The sequence below is a fragment of the Paraperlucidibaca baekdonensis genome, from assembly GCF_003387535.1.
GTDB lineage: Bacteria > Pseudomonadota > Gammaproteobacteria > Pseudomonadales > Moraxellaceae > Perlucidibaca > Perlucidibaca baekdonensis.
On the sequence record NZ_QUNR01000003.1, the window covers coordinates 450,290 to 464,424 of the forward strand.

14 protein-coding genes are annotated in these 14,135 nt (G+C 46.4%); 10 read left to right on the plus strand and 4 right to left on the minus strand.

What is annotated here, in order from left to right; translation table 11 throughout:
- Positions 1 to 335: 335 nt before the first annotated feature.
- The 9 genes from DFR26_RS08660 to DFR26_RS08700 all read left to right on the plus strand — a co-directional run bounded on the left by DFR26_RS08660 (position 336) and on the right by DFR26_RS08700 (position 7,296).
- Positions 336 to 947, plus strand: coding sequence for a hypothetical protein (locus tag DFR26_RS08660; RefSeq protein WP_116208550.1), 612 nt, complete (start codon positions 336 to 338; stop codon positions 945 to 947).
- A gap of 144 nt (positions 948 to 1,091) precedes the next feature.
- The gene (locus tag DFR26_RS08665; RefSeq protein WP_116208551.1) at positions 1,092 to 1,505 is read left to right on the plus strand and encodes a DUF6713 family protein; all 414 of its coding nucleotides are present in this window, start codon (positions 1,092 to 1,094) and stop codon (positions 1,503 to 1,505) included.
- 180 nt (positions 1,506 to 1,685) lie between these two features.
- Positions 1,686 to 2,303 carry a LysE family translocator gene (locus tag DFR26_RS08670; protein WP_116208552.1) on the plus strand — a complete coding sequence of 206 codons (618 nt, stop codon included), beginning with the start codon at positions 1,686 to 1,688 and terminating at the stop codon, positions 2,301 to 2,303.
- A 189-nt stretch (positions 2,304 to 2,492) separates the two neighbouring features.
- A complete protein-coding gene (locus DFR26_RS08675; RefSeq protein ID WP_116208553.1) occupies positions 2,493 to 3,056 on the plus strand; it encodes a TIR domain-containing protein in 564 nt (187 codons plus the stop codon).
- Between the two features lie 25 nt (positions 3,057 to 3,081).
- Entirely contained in the window at positions 3,082 to 3,918 is an 837-nt protein-coding gene (locus DFR26_RS08680; protein WP_116208554.1) for a macro domain-containing protein, read from the plus strand.
- A 144-nt stretch (positions 3,919 to 4,062) separates the two neighbouring features.
- On the plus strand, positions 4,063 to 4,758 hold the full coding sequence (locus DFR26_RS08685) for a DUF2971 domain-containing protein (protein WP_220375747.1): 696 nt from the start codon (positions 4,063 to 4,065) through the stop codon (positions 4,756 to 4,758).
- Positions 4,759 to 4,872: 114 nt separating this feature from the next.
- Complete coding sequence (locus DFR26_RS08690; protein WP_116208556.1) at positions 4,873 to 5,484, plus strand: cation efflux transmembrane domain-containing protein; 612 nt, start codon at positions 4,873 to 4,875, stop codon at positions 5,482 to 5,484.
- Positions 5,485 to 5,575: 91 nt separating this feature from the next.
- Positions 5,576 to 6,292, plus strand: a complete 717-nt coding sequence (locus DFR26_RS08695) for a hypothetical protein (RefSeq protein ID WP_116208557.1) — start codon at positions 5,576 to 5,578, stop codon at positions 6,290 to 6,292.
- Between the two features lie 116 nt (positions 6,293 to 6,408).
- The gene (locus DFR26_RS08700) at positions 6,409 to 7,296 is read left to right on the plus strand and encodes a DUF5677 domain-containing protein (RefSeq protein ID WP_116208558.1); all 888 of its coding nucleotides are present in this window, start codon (positions 6,409 to 6,411) and stop codon (positions 7,294 to 7,296) included.
- Between the two features lie 263 nt (positions 7,297 to 7,559).
- Here the strand turns inward: DFR26_RS08700 and DFR26_RS08705 are convergent, their stop codons facing one another.
- Positions 7,560 to 8,954 carry a type II restriction endonuclease gene (locus DFR26_RS08705; RefSeq protein WP_116208559.1) on the minus strand — a complete coding sequence of 465 codons (1,395 nt, stop codon included), beginning with the start codon at positions 8,952 to 8,954 and terminating at the stop codon, positions 7,560 to 7,562.
- 126 nt (positions 8,955 to 9,080) lie between these two features.
- On the opposite strand from DFR26_RS08705, the gene dcm reads away from it, so the two are divergent.
- The gene (gene dcm / locus DFR26_RS08710) at positions 9,081 to 10,361 is read left to right on the plus strand and encodes a DNA (cytosine-5-)-methyltransferase (RefSeq protein ID WP_116208598.1); all 1,281 of its coding nucleotides are present in this window, start codon (positions 9,081 to 9,083) and stop codon (positions 10,359 to 10,361) included.
- A gap of 291 nt (positions 10,362 to 10,652) precedes the next feature.
- Here the strand turns inward: dcm and DFR26_RS11355 are convergent, their stop codons facing one another.
- The 3 genes from DFR26_RS11355 to DFR26_RS08725 all read right to left on the minus strand — a co-directional run bounded on the left by DFR26_RS11355 (position 10,653) and on the right by DFR26_RS08725 (position 13,661).
- Positions 10,653 to 10,835, minus strand: a complete 183-nt coding sequence (locus DFR26_RS11355) for a helix-turn-helix transcriptional regulator (protein WP_425453361.1) — start codon at positions 10,833 to 10,835, stop codon at positions 10,653 to 10,655.
- A 298-nt stretch (positions 10,836 to 11,133) separates the two neighbouring features.
- Positions 11,134 to 13,155, minus strand: coding sequence for a hypothetical protein (locus DFR26_RS08720; protein ID WP_116208561.1), 2,022 nt, complete (start codon positions 13,153 to 13,155; stop codon positions 11,134 to 11,136).
- Positions 13,152 to 13,661, minus strand: coding sequence for a hypothetical protein (locus DFR26_RS08725; RefSeq protein WP_116208562.1), 510 nt, complete (start codon positions 13,659 to 13,661; stop codon positions 13,152 to 13,154). Before DFR26_RS08725 ends, DFR26_RS08720 begins: the two co-directional genes overlap by 4 nt.
- Positions 13,662 to 14,135 lie beyond the last annotated feature (474 nt).

Below are 14,135 nucleotides of genomic sequence, written 5' to 3' on the forward strand. Positions count from 1 at the left end.
GGTTTACGTGGCGGAGATAAAAGAGATTGAATGCTCTTGTGGTCATAGAGCATCAGCTTCGTACCGCGAAAAGGATAATCCTTATTCGTCATATGGTATATGGACGTTCAGCAATCTTGAATGTGTTTCAAATCAGGTAGAGAAGGCGGTTCAGATGAGCTATTCGGAAGCAATCAATGCAGCTAAACCAAAGTGTCCTTTATGTGGTTCCAAAATCAGCTAACAAACCCATTAAAACGGACGCCATAGACTCCGTGTCATTTGCGCATGGCTTCGCCATTTTATGCGCAAATGCCACTCCGCTATGGCGCCGTTTATGAGGAGCGTTGGGCATCATGAAAATCGCCGAGCACATCAAACAGTCCCTGGACGCCTGTGATACCGGGCACCTTGAAAAGGCAATGCTGTTCGTCTGTCTAGCCGTGGATGGAACGGCAAAGAAGACCTACCCCGAGATTGATAAGGTGGGTAAGCGGTTTCGGAAATTTATCTCCGACAACCTAGACATCATCGAAATCATGTTCGGTGGCATCAACTTGAAGGAGACGGTATTTCCCTTCAAGGATGCTAAGGGCAACCTCGGGGTCAAGTTCGAAGATATCGTCTACGAGACATTCCGCTGCAACCTAGCGCATGGGGATGAGCTACCGGAGGGGTACGGCATCACTGTTAAGGTCGCAGAGGGGCGTCATCAATTCATGGTGAACATCGAGGCGCAGTCTTTGACTCTACCTGAGAGCACAATTTTCGCTTTAGGTCTCGCCTGCGTGCTGGCGCCTGTCAACAAGGACCAGAAGATCGGAAGCAATTTGTACTTCTACCGCGACTCCATCAACCAATATGCCGTTGATCGCTGGTGGGGGAAAATCGATTGTGCAAGGCAGATTATGGATTTCGAGAACAGCATCAGAGTCAAGATGGATTTCAGTAATGTCTGGCCGAAATGATGCCCAACCAACGCTTCAAGCCGACGGTCCCGCTTCCGGCGGGCCCGCGGCTTAAGCTGGGCGTTGGGCGCCATTACCTAAGAGGTAGTTGAACTTGACCAATGATCACCGTACGTTGGCGGTTTTCATGATCGGGAAATACAAATGTCATCAAGGCAATGGCTTGAGGTGATTTTTCTCCTAAACGCGACGGTGTTATGTGTTCACCAGATTGATGCTGCGTTCTGGCACGAATGGAATATGTTTAAAATTCCTGGGGGCAATCAGATCAATCTTTTGTTGAATCTTCCCATCATCGCAAGTGTCTTTATGGCTTTTCGTCACGTGGTGAAACAATCCCAGAGGATGTACTTGGCGCACATTTATCTCGTAGCGCTTGGATTGCTTACATTGCTTCTACATACGGCATTATTTGTTACGGGCTATAACGAGTTCTTACAGCCCATGTCTTTGCTTCTTATTACTGCGGCGGGAGTCCTGTCTGTGACACAGTTGTTTCTATTGTGGGCGGATATGAAGAGCTGCAGAAACCCTTCGAATCAGGTCAATAAATCTTAAGAGGCGTTTGTATGATGTTGATGCTCTTGGGGCCTTCCCCTTGCTCAAGTTGAATTTGACCGCGGAGCTGATGCCGCCCAACTCAGGCGATGGGCGGCAACTGCTTAACACCTTTGGAACTGGTGTAGTTATTCCGATCTTTTCTATACTCAACACTTAATAGAGGTAGATGCATCGGCCATGGGTACATTTGAAGCACTAACGCTTTTCTTAGTAATGCTGCCATTGGCCGCAATGCCAAGTTCGAGTGTCGCGCTCGTGGTGGCTAGGTCAGTCAGCTCGGGAAGGGCCAGCGGGGTGTTTTCTGCATTGGGCATCGTGGCAGGTGATTTAATTTTTGTCGCAATGGCACTGGTCGGCATGAGCGTCTTGGCTGAGTGGCTTGGTGCGTTATTTTCTGTTGCGAAATATTGTGGTGGCATTTACCTGATTTGGCTGGGGGTTGGAATTCTCAGGTCCAAATCATCGCTGGAAACTCAAAGTATCCCTACAAGCAAGGCCTCTTACGTTGCGGATTTTTTGGCGGGGATATTCCTGACGCTTGGCGACGTTAAGGCAATTTTGTTTTATGCCAGCCTTTTTCCAACCTTGATTGATATGAAACAGGTCGGTCTAAGTGAGGCCGTGGCCATCGGTTTAATTACCATCGTCACAGTTGGCGGCGTGAAGCTGACCTATGCAATATTTGCTTCAAGAATTGTTGAAAGCCTTAGGCACAAGGTATCGTCAGACCTGCCAAGAAAGCTGGGTGGCACACTTATGATTGGGTGTGGTTCGGTATTGGTCACAAAAGCATGAAGGCCCAGCAGTCTTTTAACTGCAAGCGCGTGCCGTTGTCGCCCAACAAATCATTGCAGCGGACATTTGACCCGCCACCCATTTTTGCTTTCGCAAAAACAGGCGTCGCCTCAAATGCCGCTGAATTCAGGCGTTAGGGGCCAGTTTACGCCCTAGAAAATTTAAGCATTGAAATCATTTGGAGGACACATGGCATATCGAAATGGGAATTACGTGGCTTTTTATGTTGCAGAGCCATTTGATGCTAGCCCGCTTGCAGCCCATGCGACCAAGGATTTTTGCTACTACAACATGCTGAGAGCATGGAAAGGAAAAGATGCATCATTTCCGTTCTTCGATAGTCATGGCAAGACCTACAATGTTCGCGATGACAGTAACTGGGAAACAACATTGAAGCCTAGGCTGAGAGAGCGTCTGAGGAGTTCAAAAAATATTGTTTTATTCCTCAGCTCGAATACTGTTAGCTCCAGAGCTCTTCGAGAAGAAATAGACTATGGGATAAATGATCAAGAGCTCCCAGTTATAGTTATCTATCCAGATTATGACTCTAAGGAGAGTCTTCTTGACAATGGCTCACTAAAGGCATCCGTGAAAAAACTTTGGGACAAATTGCCTGTTTTTAGAGACTCCATGAGCAATGTTCCTACTCTGCATGTCCCTCTCAAGCAAAGCCTAATTAAGAGTGCGCTGAGCGACGAAGACTTTATGTTATCTACAAAGACTGACCCAAAAATATATCGGTACAACCCTTGAGTCTTTAAGACGGAAATATAAAATTATGTCAAAAGTAAGTTTCATAGACAAAAGGGTATTTGAAACATTTCTAAAAATTACGTCCGCCATTAGTGCAACCTTGTCGTTGGTAGTGTTATTTGTAGATATTCCTGAAGGGTGCCGAACTGCTTATGGCTGGCTCTTTATAACCGTACTATTGGTAATTTATGTTGTAATTTGGATATGGTCCAACACCTTAAACCATATAGATATAAAGGTCGAAGGTAGCGATGTAACAATAAAAGTTGGCGACATCTTCAGCGAGAAGGGGTTAAAAGCAATCGCGTTTAATGAGTATTTTGATACCCAAGTAGACAACAAGTTGATATCTGAAAAATCTCTTAATGGAATTTTTATTCAAAATCACCTTGAGGGATCAGTCGAAGATCTTGATAAGTATATTGAGAGCTATGCATTTGACCAGAGTGAAATTATTGGGATCAATGAAAGAAGAACGAATGGCAAGAGAAGTCGCTTTCAAATTGGCACGATTTGTATGTACAAGAGTTACCTCCTGGCAGCATTCTCTAAATTCGACAAGGATAATAAAGCGATACTTACAATGCCTGAATATTTAGAGTTTCTAATAAATTTCTGGGACAAGGTTAATAATGTTTACGCTCAGCAAAGCGTATCAACACCAATATTCGGATCGGGAATCACACGAATAAAAGGCCACAAAACTATAAGTGATGAAGACCTTTTGAAAATCATGCTTTGGACATTTCGCATTAGCGAGATGCGCTTCAAATATCCAGCAAGACTCACAATTGTCATTCATAAAGACAAAATAAATCAGATAAACCTGCTTGATATTAAAGCAGCGAGAAATGGGGTGTGAACAATGTTTAAGTATAGGCAGAATGCCCCTAACAAGCGCATGTTGTCGGACTGGCTTTCCGCTGCGCTCCAAGCCAGCCGCAAATGCGGGCGTTAGCCCCCAGCAGGAGTAAATTTGCGAATCATCGGCAACCAAGAACTCGACATGAACGAACCACTCTGGCGCTATTTCAAAACAGAGCGCTTCTTGGAGTTACTACAGTCGAGCCATCTCTATTTTGCGTCAGCAAGGCAATTCGCTGATCCTTTCGAGGGTGCTGTTGCAGTCCTACCTGCTGGATTCCCAATTGATCCACGTTATGCTGAGATTGTGCATGATGAACGTGCCTTTGAAGAATTAAGGCGCCTCACAAAAGTTAGTTGTTGGCACCGAGCAAATTACGAGAGTGATGCTATGTGGCAACTCTATGCTGGCGAGTGGAAAGGAGTCGCTATACGCACAACCCCTAGCCGTATTAGCGCCGCGGCTAAACCCTTTCGCTTAAAACCAGAGTATGGCCACGAAGAGCTTTGGGCTGGAAACGTAAACTATGTAGACTTACTTAAAGAGCGCCTTCGCATAAACATGCTAGAGCGCTTCTGGTACAAGCACATGGCTTTCTCATGGGAAAATGAATTTCGCTTAGCAATTTCTGCTCGTATGGCGGAGGAATTTGGTGTTGTAGTACCCGAGCAAGGCGTGAATGTTGAGTTCGATATTCCTCAACTCATCGAAAGAATATACCTAGGTCCATCTCTATCGGAATTAGATATTGCTGCAATTCGAAGCGCTGCTAAAAGTCATGACCTAGAAGACAGAATCAGAATTACAAGTATGCTTGGCACTCCAAGGTATACGTAGTGGGGGGCTAACAAGTGGTTCAAATCGTTCGCTCCGCTCACTGGGACGGGCTAAAGCCCGCCCCTTAACCAAACGTTAGGTAACAAATCCCACCAACCAATAGGTACCGAAACCATGTCAGATTGCGGCTGCGGCACAGAGCAAGCAGAGAAGCTAGAAAGAACTACCCTGACCTATCTACTCGCTATCAATGGAGTAATGTTCGTTGTTGAAGCAGCGCTAGGCCTATATGCCCAATCAACCGGTCTTATCGCAGATTCATTGGATATGCTCGCGGATGCTACCGTTTACGGAATTTCACTTTACGTTGTAGGTAAAGGCATTTCGCAGCAAGCAAAAGCAGCAAGTGTCAGCGGCGCACTCCAAATCATTCTCGGTCTTGGAGTCCTTTTCGAGGTTATACGTCGCTCAATGTATGGGAGCGAACCTCAAAGCATACTAATCATGTCAGTTGGTCTTCTTGCATTAGTGGCTAACATTGCTTGCCTAAAACTCATCTACAAACATCGAGATGGTGGAGTTCATATGCGTGCATCATGGATTTTCTCCACAAATGATGTCATTGCCAACATTGGCGTCATTTGCTCTGGCGCTTTGGTCTGGATTCTCGGCAGCAGATACCCAGATTTGGTCATAGGGGCAATAATATCCGCCGTAGTAATCAGGGGCGGCATTAGAATACTCAAAGAAGCCCGGGCAACAAAATCCAAAGAAGTTGTTACCTAACAACGCCATGCAAGGGACAAATTTTCCGTTACGCCTTCGGCTTCACTCCAAATTTGCCCCTGATGGCGGGCGTTAGGCACTAATACCAAACATGAACGAAAAACGAACCGGCGACGAAGAACGCCCAGACATGACAACGGTCGATTCAGGACCGCTGCGTATTCATCGCAAACTGCTCTCACTTGTTTACATATTGTCGTTGGCACCGGCTTGGTTTGTAGTATCGGCACCGGAATCTCGGGAAACGTTGATTGGTCTATTGGCGTCTGGTGCAATTCTCGCCACGTTTGGATCAGCTCTATGTGCGCTAGCTGGGGCCTGGGAACGTGACCTGCTAGATCGTGTACATACACACGTAGAAATCTTTTTCGAAGACATTTTTCAGCAAAAGCGCTGGAGACGTTGGGCGTTTCTTCCGCGAAAAGAGGAGAGGAAAGCTTTAGATGGAAATTCCCATCACTTCACGCTTAAGAATCCAGAAATTCCTGTAGATCTTGGCTCACACGTCATAAGGGTAGATTTGCCAACGGTGCTAGACGATTTTTTTGATCTCCCGGTTGTGACAAACCTTTGGAAGCTCCACCGTTTCAGGCATCAAGCTCGAATTGCCTGGACTCGCCGAGACCAAGGGAAAGTGAATCCCAATACAGGCCTGGACCCAGGTGACGAGAGTATGGCGTTTGAATGCCTTTACGACATATGGGTATCTGTCGCACAGTTCAGGCTAGCTCGGTACGTCTTACATTTGGGTTCAGGATTGGTTTTCTTCAGTTGCTTATTTGTGCTCATCTATGCGGCACGTGCCTAACAAATCATTGCTGCGGACGTTTGACCCGCCACCCATTTTTGCTTCCGCAAAAACAGGCGTCGCCTCAAACGCCGCTGAATTCAGGCGTTAGATTTCCGGGTGCCATAGTGGAACAAATGCAGATACCAGATCCTCCGAAATTTTCCGACGCCGAGATCGAGAAGTGGCGCAAGTCCGGTGATTTCATGCCAATGCTGTTCGAGTGGTACAAGTTCATAGCCCATCTCTGCATTTTCTTCGCACTGATTGAGAAAGAGTCACCGGCAGTTAGGGAGTTTCCGCAAATTCAATACTCCGTACTGACTGGTCTATTGAATCGCTGTTCCCGGTTAATGCTGGCCAACATCGCCTTGTCACACAATGGCCGCTTCGGCGAAACCACAGCATTGCTGGATCGATGCATCTTTGAATCTTGTGTGAAGGTCATGTGGCTATGCCACAAGGGTACAGAAGATGCGTTCAACCGATTTCTCGCAGACGGCCTCAAAACAGAGGTGGAACTGTCGGCGGAGATACGTGGCAATATCGCCGACCGCGATGAAAACCAAGTCTTGGTAATTGAGCAAAGAATGCTCAAGTCCATTGAGCGTCATATGGCATTAGCCGAGATGACTGAAGACAAAGTCTCCGAGACCAAAAAGCTCCCAAATACCGCGGCAATGGTTTCTGATCTCGGACAAAAAAGGCTTATGTACGTTGTGGGGCAGCGCTTGGGCTCGCATCATGTCCACGGAACGTGGCCAAGCCTGCTGATGCACTATTTAGAAGAAGAGGAAGATGGCTCCCTGGTACTTCGAGACCACGATTGCGACACCCATCCTAATCAATTTGTGATGGTTCCGCTGCTTGTCCTATCGGCCTTGTCAGCATATATCGGGTACATTTTCGATTCGGCCGAAGATATTGAGCCAATGAGAGGACTTCTCGACTCTGTGGAGGAAGAAGTTCTTCAGATCAACTCTGAAATGGCGGAGGGTGATTTCGATGCCGCAGCGGAAATCTAACAAATCGCTGCAGGTGACGTTTACCCCGCCACGCACTTTTGCTTCCGCAAAAGCACCTGTCGCCGCAAACGCACCTGAGCTCAGGCGTTAAGCATCAAGGGTAGAAATGGGATACGACTGCACAAATCATTTTCCAGCAGGAACGAAAACAAAGGAAGTCGAAGGTTTTTTGTTCTTGCTTGGTTATGAGAAAGGACAAAATGTAGTGGTCAGCTAATCCCGGACACAGCTTCAAGTTTTTCGGGGCTGCCGGAGCTAAGGCATCATTGGGCTTGTGCAAGCCCTCTAGCTACCCACAACGGCCAACGCACTTTACCAATTTCATCTTCGAAGAAAGCCTTAAATGAAAGCACGTTAGTCTGCTTTTTATACTCGGTGGTGTCAGAGTTTTTTAGACTCTCTGGCACCACTAACAGAATTCCCTGAGAGGCCATGTCTTCGATTGCATTTGCAGCAATATTTTCATCGACTGTGGCAAGGTAAAGGTCGCAGTTTTTCATTTCCCCGCTGACTTGCTTCCAGCGCTCACGTAATGTCGTTTTTGCGCTGAGTACCAAGGCTTCTTTTACTGCTCTGCCAGTCTCATTGAAAAGGCTGAGTGATGGCAAAATAAAGTCAGGTCTTTTCTTGGCTTCAATCACCACCTGCTTCTGAAATGGAATTCCGCCATCGATCATCATGGCCTCGATGTGGTGCTCAAATGAGTATCCTGCTCGTGACTTTCGCTGTTGAGCGGCAGAAAGCAACAAGGCATCAATTTTTGGGTATTCAACTACTATGGCACGAAGTGCTTTTTCGGCGGTATGTGCTTTAGGATCGTCGCCTAGAATTATGCGAATCAGCTGAAGAGCCCTTCCTCTTAACTGAAGGTCCTTAAATATCTCGTACTCCACACCACGACTGATTTCACGGATGGCATCTCCAGGCTTAGCCATGACGAATGGGTTAAGCGTGCTTAAGTTATTGTCTATCATGAAGCGTGCGCGGGCTGCTGAAGCAAGATCAACAGTGCTCGGCATGACTTCGTATTTTTTGGCCAGCGCGACAATAGAGCCATCGAAGTAGGCCTTTACTGCATCTTCGATAAAGGTAAGCGTTTTCTCTTCTCGAGAGCTCTTAATTGACGACATGACAAATAGCCCTGAGCGAAAATCGGGCGCTAGTGACAAGGTGTCGTCAAGCAGCTCGTACCCTTCGCTATTTGAGTCCAGTGTCAGCGCTTGGTATTTGCCATTGCATCGCCCAATGACCAAAAGAGAGGCGGGCGCTAAAGCGCGAAATGCAGGCTTTGGCAGGCCAGTGAGGTGGGTTTCTTGCCCTTTGCTTGTGTAATTTACAAGGCGTGCCCTTTTGGTCTCACTAATATCGATCCATTCAATCTCAAAGAAAGCTTCACGAATTTCCTTTGTGCTAGCGTCCTCTCTATTTTTGATCGTCAGCGGCGGGAAAAACCCACCTTCGCGTTCGGCAGGCGGTACATAAACCCCAGCTTGATGCTTGTTTGGTAGCCGTGACCAGTCGCGGTCGTTTAGCGACAGTTTCTTAACAAAAATTGCATCTGAATGATCGAGCAGCTTGGACAGCAGCAACGTTGGCTCTTGCACAAAGGGGGGTGCTGTTTGTGCGGTGCTTGAGAGCTGAGGGTTTTTATTTGCCATGGTTAGCGATCCTACGAGTGAGCCTTGTTGCGGTCCATATTATACTGTTCATAAGGACAGATTTCTGTTGCTTGTGTGTCTATGCTCGTGCAGTATGCAGAAAAAGTTCCCAGCGTTGAGGTCTGCATGAGTAACGATCTAATCTACCACTATCTGACCAAGGCTTTGCGCACTTATACGCATAAACAGCTTGCTGATGAATTGGGTGTAAATGCTGGAACTATCCGGCGCTGGGAGCTACGAGAGACAGAGCCAAAGCCTTATATCATTAACAGTCTTAAGCAACTAATGCTGCCCCTAGATAGGGAGCGCGGCCCTAGCGAATTTCGCTTTGTCGATTTGTTCGCTGGCATTGGTGGCTTGCGTATGGCGTTCGAGTCCATCGGAGGCGAGTGTGTCTTTACGAGTGAGTGGGATAGTTATGCTCAGAAAACCTACCTTAGAAACTATCCTGAAAGCGTCCATAGCCTGAACGGTGACATCACCCAGCTTCATGAAAAGGACGTTCCAGATCATGATGTTTTGCTAGCGGGATTTCCGTGCCAACCATTTTCAATTGCTGGGGTTTCCAAGAAGAATTCGTTGGGTCGAGCTCATGGCTTTTCTGATGAGACGCAAGGCACTTTATTTTTTGATGTAGCACGCATCATTAAAGAAAAGCGTCCACGTGCCTTCATGTTAGAGAATGTGAAAAACCTCAAGTCGCATGACAAAGGACGTACTTTTGATGTCATTCAGCGAGTGCTGACAGAAGAGCTTGGCTATCAGCTGCACTTTCGCATTTTAGATGGCCAACACTTTGTTCCGCAGCACCGCGAGCGTCTCGTCCTAGTGGGCTTCCGCGATCCGACACCGTTTACGTGGGAGGCACTTCAGCTTCCAGCTAAGGGCGTGCTACGCATGAAGGACATACTGCATCGTACCGATGGCACAGAGCCGTTACTTGAGTGGGATGGGGATCGTTTCTTTGACCATCAACTGGGTAGAGCGTGTGATAAGTATATTCTTAGCGATAAGCTTTGGGCATATTTACAAGGCTATGCGGCGAAGCATCGCGCCAAAGGTAACGGCTTTGGCTTTGGCTTAGTCACTTCTGAGTCGATCTCGCGCACACTGTCTGCTCGTTACTATAAAGATGGCTCAGAAATTCTTGTAGACCGTGGTCACGACGCTAACCCTCGTCGTTTGACTCCCCGCGAGTGTGCACGACTTATGGGCTTCCCAGATACTTTCCGAATCCCAGTATCCGATACTCGCGCCTACAAACAGTTTGGCAACTCGGTGGTGATGTTGGCATTTCAAGAGGTGGCAAGAATTATGAAACCATACATAGTTGAGGCAGAGACAAGTGCAGGGCAGCCAGACTTACTTGCTAAAGCGGAGATTCTAGCTGCTGCATCTGCTTGAGCTGGGCTGCTAACGAATAAGTAGGTACAAGCAATTTATGGCTGTTGGCTAATTTAGTTGTGGTTAAGGCCGGTGTTTAAGCAGCCTGCTTAAACAGCTTAGGTGGCATAGGGCGAGGGTTTGCGGTGCCCACGGTGTTTATTTTTCCTAAGTCATGCAGTGGTGACCTCGAATGTTGACGATGTAATGGAGTTTTTTAAGGAGTAGGTTGTGGGCAATAAGGCTTATTTTTAAACCATTGAGCCCACAGGAGCGGGCTCAATGGTTCCTTTAAAGCTACAATTACTAGGGTCATCTTGCTTCAAGCTGCTCTAGTATTTCCGATAACTTGTATCGAACGCTTCGGCCAATTTTAAAAAAGGCTAGCCTCCCGTCTTTGCGCATTCTCCATTGCGTTGACTCACTAAGACCTAAGATGTCCTTCAATTTTGCAATTGTGGCGTAGTCTGGGTGCTTCATTTTTTTGCTCCTCATTGATTGGAAGCATCAAGCTACCTGCTTTTTTATGTGTGCGGAAGATGCTCAAGTTGCTGAATTGAAAAAGAAAATTTAGGCGAGACTAGGCGAGATAGAAAAACATATTTTTCTAACAACCCGAGTTGACAAACTATTTTTGAATGAAGTCAGTGTTCATGCAAGCCGGCGGGCTTCAGGTGAAAATTTTGATTAGAAAAAAGGTAGGCGCCTAAATAATTGTTATTTTTTGTAACAGAGCTCCATTTATTAAAATAATTGCTCTGAGTAGACTCGTGTCTCGATGGTACTGAAATGTTTAAGCATTGTTACCATCATCTTCAACTGAAGCTAGCTGCTGGCGCTGGAACTCATGAAGATGTTTAAACACATATGGGATAGTCGTCGCATTGCGATGTCGAATATGCCAAACCTGCAGTGACGGTATAAACCAGTCAGGAAAGCTCTCGCCTGCGGTGTCTAAATGATAAATATGTGAAAAGTTCTCCGTTAGTTGCTGCGGTGAGTCTTTTGAGCCTGTGCAATAAAGCCCTTGATCTGGAACCAACCAAATATCTCTAACACTGCCAAGAGGGCCATCCTTTCCTCGTAGTGATGTGTTGAGCTGATGTCCATGCAAGGCTAGATGCTGGTGAAAAGCGATCTCTGCTTTGCTCTTATGATGCACGTTTGCCACATCGGTTGCGGCGAGCTGACCATCTATAGCGGTTGCCAATAACTGCTGCAGTGTCTCTGCTAAATCTTGACCCAATGGATGCTCATTGAGAAATTCATGTACGAGTGCTACGGGGACAGTTTTTTTCCGGGCCTGTTCAATTTCGTTGAGTATGCATGCCAAGCTTTTATGATCTGGTATCGAAAGAGCTTGTGTGTCTTCAAGCAACATTAATTGCTCTGTTTTGCTGTTATAGATGACATATGGCATTCGATAACTGTTTTGTAGGCGATTAAATTGACCGCTCGTTGCACAGGAAAGGATGAGATTGGTTTCAGCTTGGTCCGCTATCCAAAGAGTAATCTCCTGCTCAATGACTTGTGAGCAAAACCAAATCCAGGAATTTTTGTTCTTATCTGGGTGCTTGCTTGCCGTCATGAAAATAAGTTCGGCAGGCAGGCTAGGGTAGTTAGCAATGAGCCTACCTTGAGCGATTTCCCATTTCACTAGTAGCTCAGTTAATGCGACATCAAAGATATGTTTATTGCCACTATGCACTGACTCGTCGGTACAAGACTGAATTACAGCCTCTGGATATTGTTCGCGTAGCTGCTGGTAGGGATCAGGTAGTTTATTTTTTTTATAAAATGCCTCTGGTTTGATGAGGTGTAGATTGAGTCCATTCGTTGGCTGTGTATTCGTAGCTACTTGATAACCACGGTGCTCCAGTGCATCAGTCAACGTTGAGGCCGCTGTCGTGTCTTCGCTGTTGTCGATGAGATTTATAGTCTGCCCTTGTAATAAAGCCATTAGCTCTAAATAGCTGGTATCTATCGTTTTCTTCTTGAGCCTGGTTCGCTCAGCCTCAAATGTTTTTAGCGTTATCTTTGCTAAGTCGCTATACGCTTGATTAAAATCATTTAAAAATATCGCTAACGTTCCTAAGCGAGTGCGTTGAAAGCTCTCAGGAGACTTAGCCGAGACTTCATAGGCTGGTGCACGTGATTTTTCCCCCTTATATAGAGGGATGTTGATGTACGCCCCAGCACCTTGGCGAGCTAGTAACTGACTTGCGTTATCGAGATTAAAACTAGGCTGATTTTGTGCGCGCCTGACTAAGCCATCATTGAAGAAGTGAGCTTCTCGTGAGCTAAAGGTCGTGCTACTCGGCTTTATATGTTGCCCGCCAATGCCCTGGCAGGTGGCGGGCTCAACTCTGCAACAAATAATCTCGCTAAAGCCATTTTTGTTAGTTTTATGCTCTACAACATAATTTAGTTTGGTTGCCAAAAACCATGGCGATGGTCTTTGGCTATTCATAATCAGCTGTGTTGGGAGGGCATTCGTCAGTAGGCTTAATATGAGCCAGGGGGCGGGCAAGTCATCACCATGAAGCGCTCTCACGGCAACACTGTCATCTGTGAAATTTATGGTTTGGCCTTTGGCGACTAGTGCCACAAAGCGCTTGCTGCGATAAGTGTCTTTGGCAATAGCCAAAAAGTTGCGGTCTTTTAGGCGATATAGCCTAGTTATCAAATCCACTAGACGCTCATTAGATGATTCTTGTCCAAAGTCCTGAGGCCAAATTGCGATGAAGTCAAAGCGTTTGGTTATTTCGGTGTAATTTAGTTCGGTATCAATCATTGACGTGTATACAGTGATCATTGGGTTGCTCCAGTCCAGGTCTGCAGTGGCGCTATATGTGCCTCTAGCGTCGCGCCCGAGCGAGCATAAATGACACCAGGAACTATCAAGGTGCTGAAGTTAGGCTTGCTTGGCTTGAGGAAGTCATCGACAAACTCGACTGTGGAGTTTTCACTACCGATGAGATTGATGTAGGCAAAATGATGGATGTTGCAGTGAGCCTTCATGAGCTTAATTTTTTGCTCATGGTGATGTGCTTCGTTGCCGATAGCCCAATGTTTAGCATCAATGGCAATGCGCAAATTTTGCTTGTTGACTGCAATAAAATCGAAGCGCTCAAAGACCGTATTAGGTAGCTCTTCAATTGTAAAATCATAGGCAATTAGCAGTGCTTTAATTGCCTCCTCGCCTAATGCACCTTTATAAATATTTTGATAAGCAGCTGGTGTCATAACCCACGGTTGATCGAGCCATCTTGTGGCAAATTCGTTACGGATAAAGTGTTTTTGGATAACTGCATTGCGCATAAGTAGCGGTAGTTGGCATTCAACCTCTCCAACCATTGTGGGGGTTAATGCCGCATCAAATAGTTTGAGGTCGCGCCTGGTTCTATTGTTCCAATTCGGCTGAGCATCGAGGTTGCCACTGAAGCCATATGGTAATTGAGGTGCATGTAGGTACAGCTGCGGGCAATCGGCTGAAGGTTCGCTCAGTGTGGGCTGACGAAGTAGCTGCAGACGTAAGTTTTGCCACTCTTGAATGTTGAAATCATCGCCTTTGAAGATGCCTCTAAGAAGGTCTTCAATCAGGGATAGCGTGTTAATGGAGTAGGTTTCTGCAAGATTGCGTTGGCGTTGTGATAGCCCGGGTTCAGGTTTAATTGGGTCAGTTAGTACGCTTTTGCAAGAGGGTGTCCTAGACTTTGTGTAACCGGTCTACCAAGCGACACTGTCGCATCAGACCGGAGACACCATGAGCAAGGACAAACCCCCCATCAACGA

Bases quoted from the DNA above. Each gene is read 5' to 3' on its own strand.
- DFR26_RS08660 (WP_116208550.1), top strand. From the start codon at position 336: ATGAAAATCGCCGAGCACATCAAACAGTCCCTGGACGCCTGTGATACC.
- DFR26_RS08665 (WP_116208551.1), top strand. From the start codon at position 1,092: ATGTCATCAAGGCAATGGCTTGAGGTGATTTTTCTCCTAAACGCGACG.
- DFR26_RS08670 (WP_116208552.1), top strand. From the start codon at position 1,686: ATGGGTACATTTGAAGCACTAACGCTTTTCTTAGTAATGCTGCCATTG.
- DFR26_RS08675 (WP_116208553.1), top strand. From the start codon at position 2,493: ATGGCATATCGAAATGGGAATTACGTGGCTTTTTATGTTGCAGAGCCA.
- DFR26_RS08680 (WP_116208554.1), top strand. From the start codon at position 3,082: ATGTCAAAAGTAAGTTTCATAGACAAAAGGGTATTTGAAACATTTCTA.
- DFR26_RS08685 (WP_220375747.1), top strand. From the start codon at position 4,063: ATGAACGAACCACTCTGGCGCTATTTCAAAACAGAGCGCTTCTTGGAG.
- DFR26_RS08690 (WP_116208556.1), top strand. From the start codon at position 4,873: ATGTCAGATTGCGGCTGCGGCACAGAGCAAGCAGAGAAGCTAGAAAGA.
- DFR26_RS08695 (WP_116208557.1), top strand. From the start codon at position 5,576: ATGAACGAAAAACGAACCGGCGACGAAGAACGCCCAGACATGACAACG.
- DFR26_RS08700 (WP_116208558.1), top strand. From the start codon at position 6,409: ATGCAGATACCAGATCCTCCGAAATTTTCCGACGCCGAGATCGAGAAG.
- DFR26_RS08705 (WP_116208559.1), bottom strand. From the start codon at position 8,954: ATGGCAAATAAAAACCCTCAGCTCTCAAGCACCGCACAAACAGCACCC.
- dcm (WP_116208598.1), top strand. From the start codon at position 9,081: ATGAGTAACGATCTAATCTACCACTATCTGACCAAGGCTTTGCGCACT.
- DFR26_RS11355 (WP_425453361.1), bottom strand. From the start codon at position 10,835: ATGAGGAGCAAAAAAATGAAGCACCCAGACTACGCCACAATTGCAAAA.
- DFR26_RS08720 (WP_116208561.1), bottom strand. From the start codon at position 13,155: ATGATCACTGTATACACGTCAATGATTGATACCGAACTAAATTACACC.
- DFR26_RS08725 (WP_116208562.1), bottom strand. From the start codon at position 13,661: ATGCGCAATGCAGTTATCCAAAAACACTTTATCCGTAACGAATTTGCC.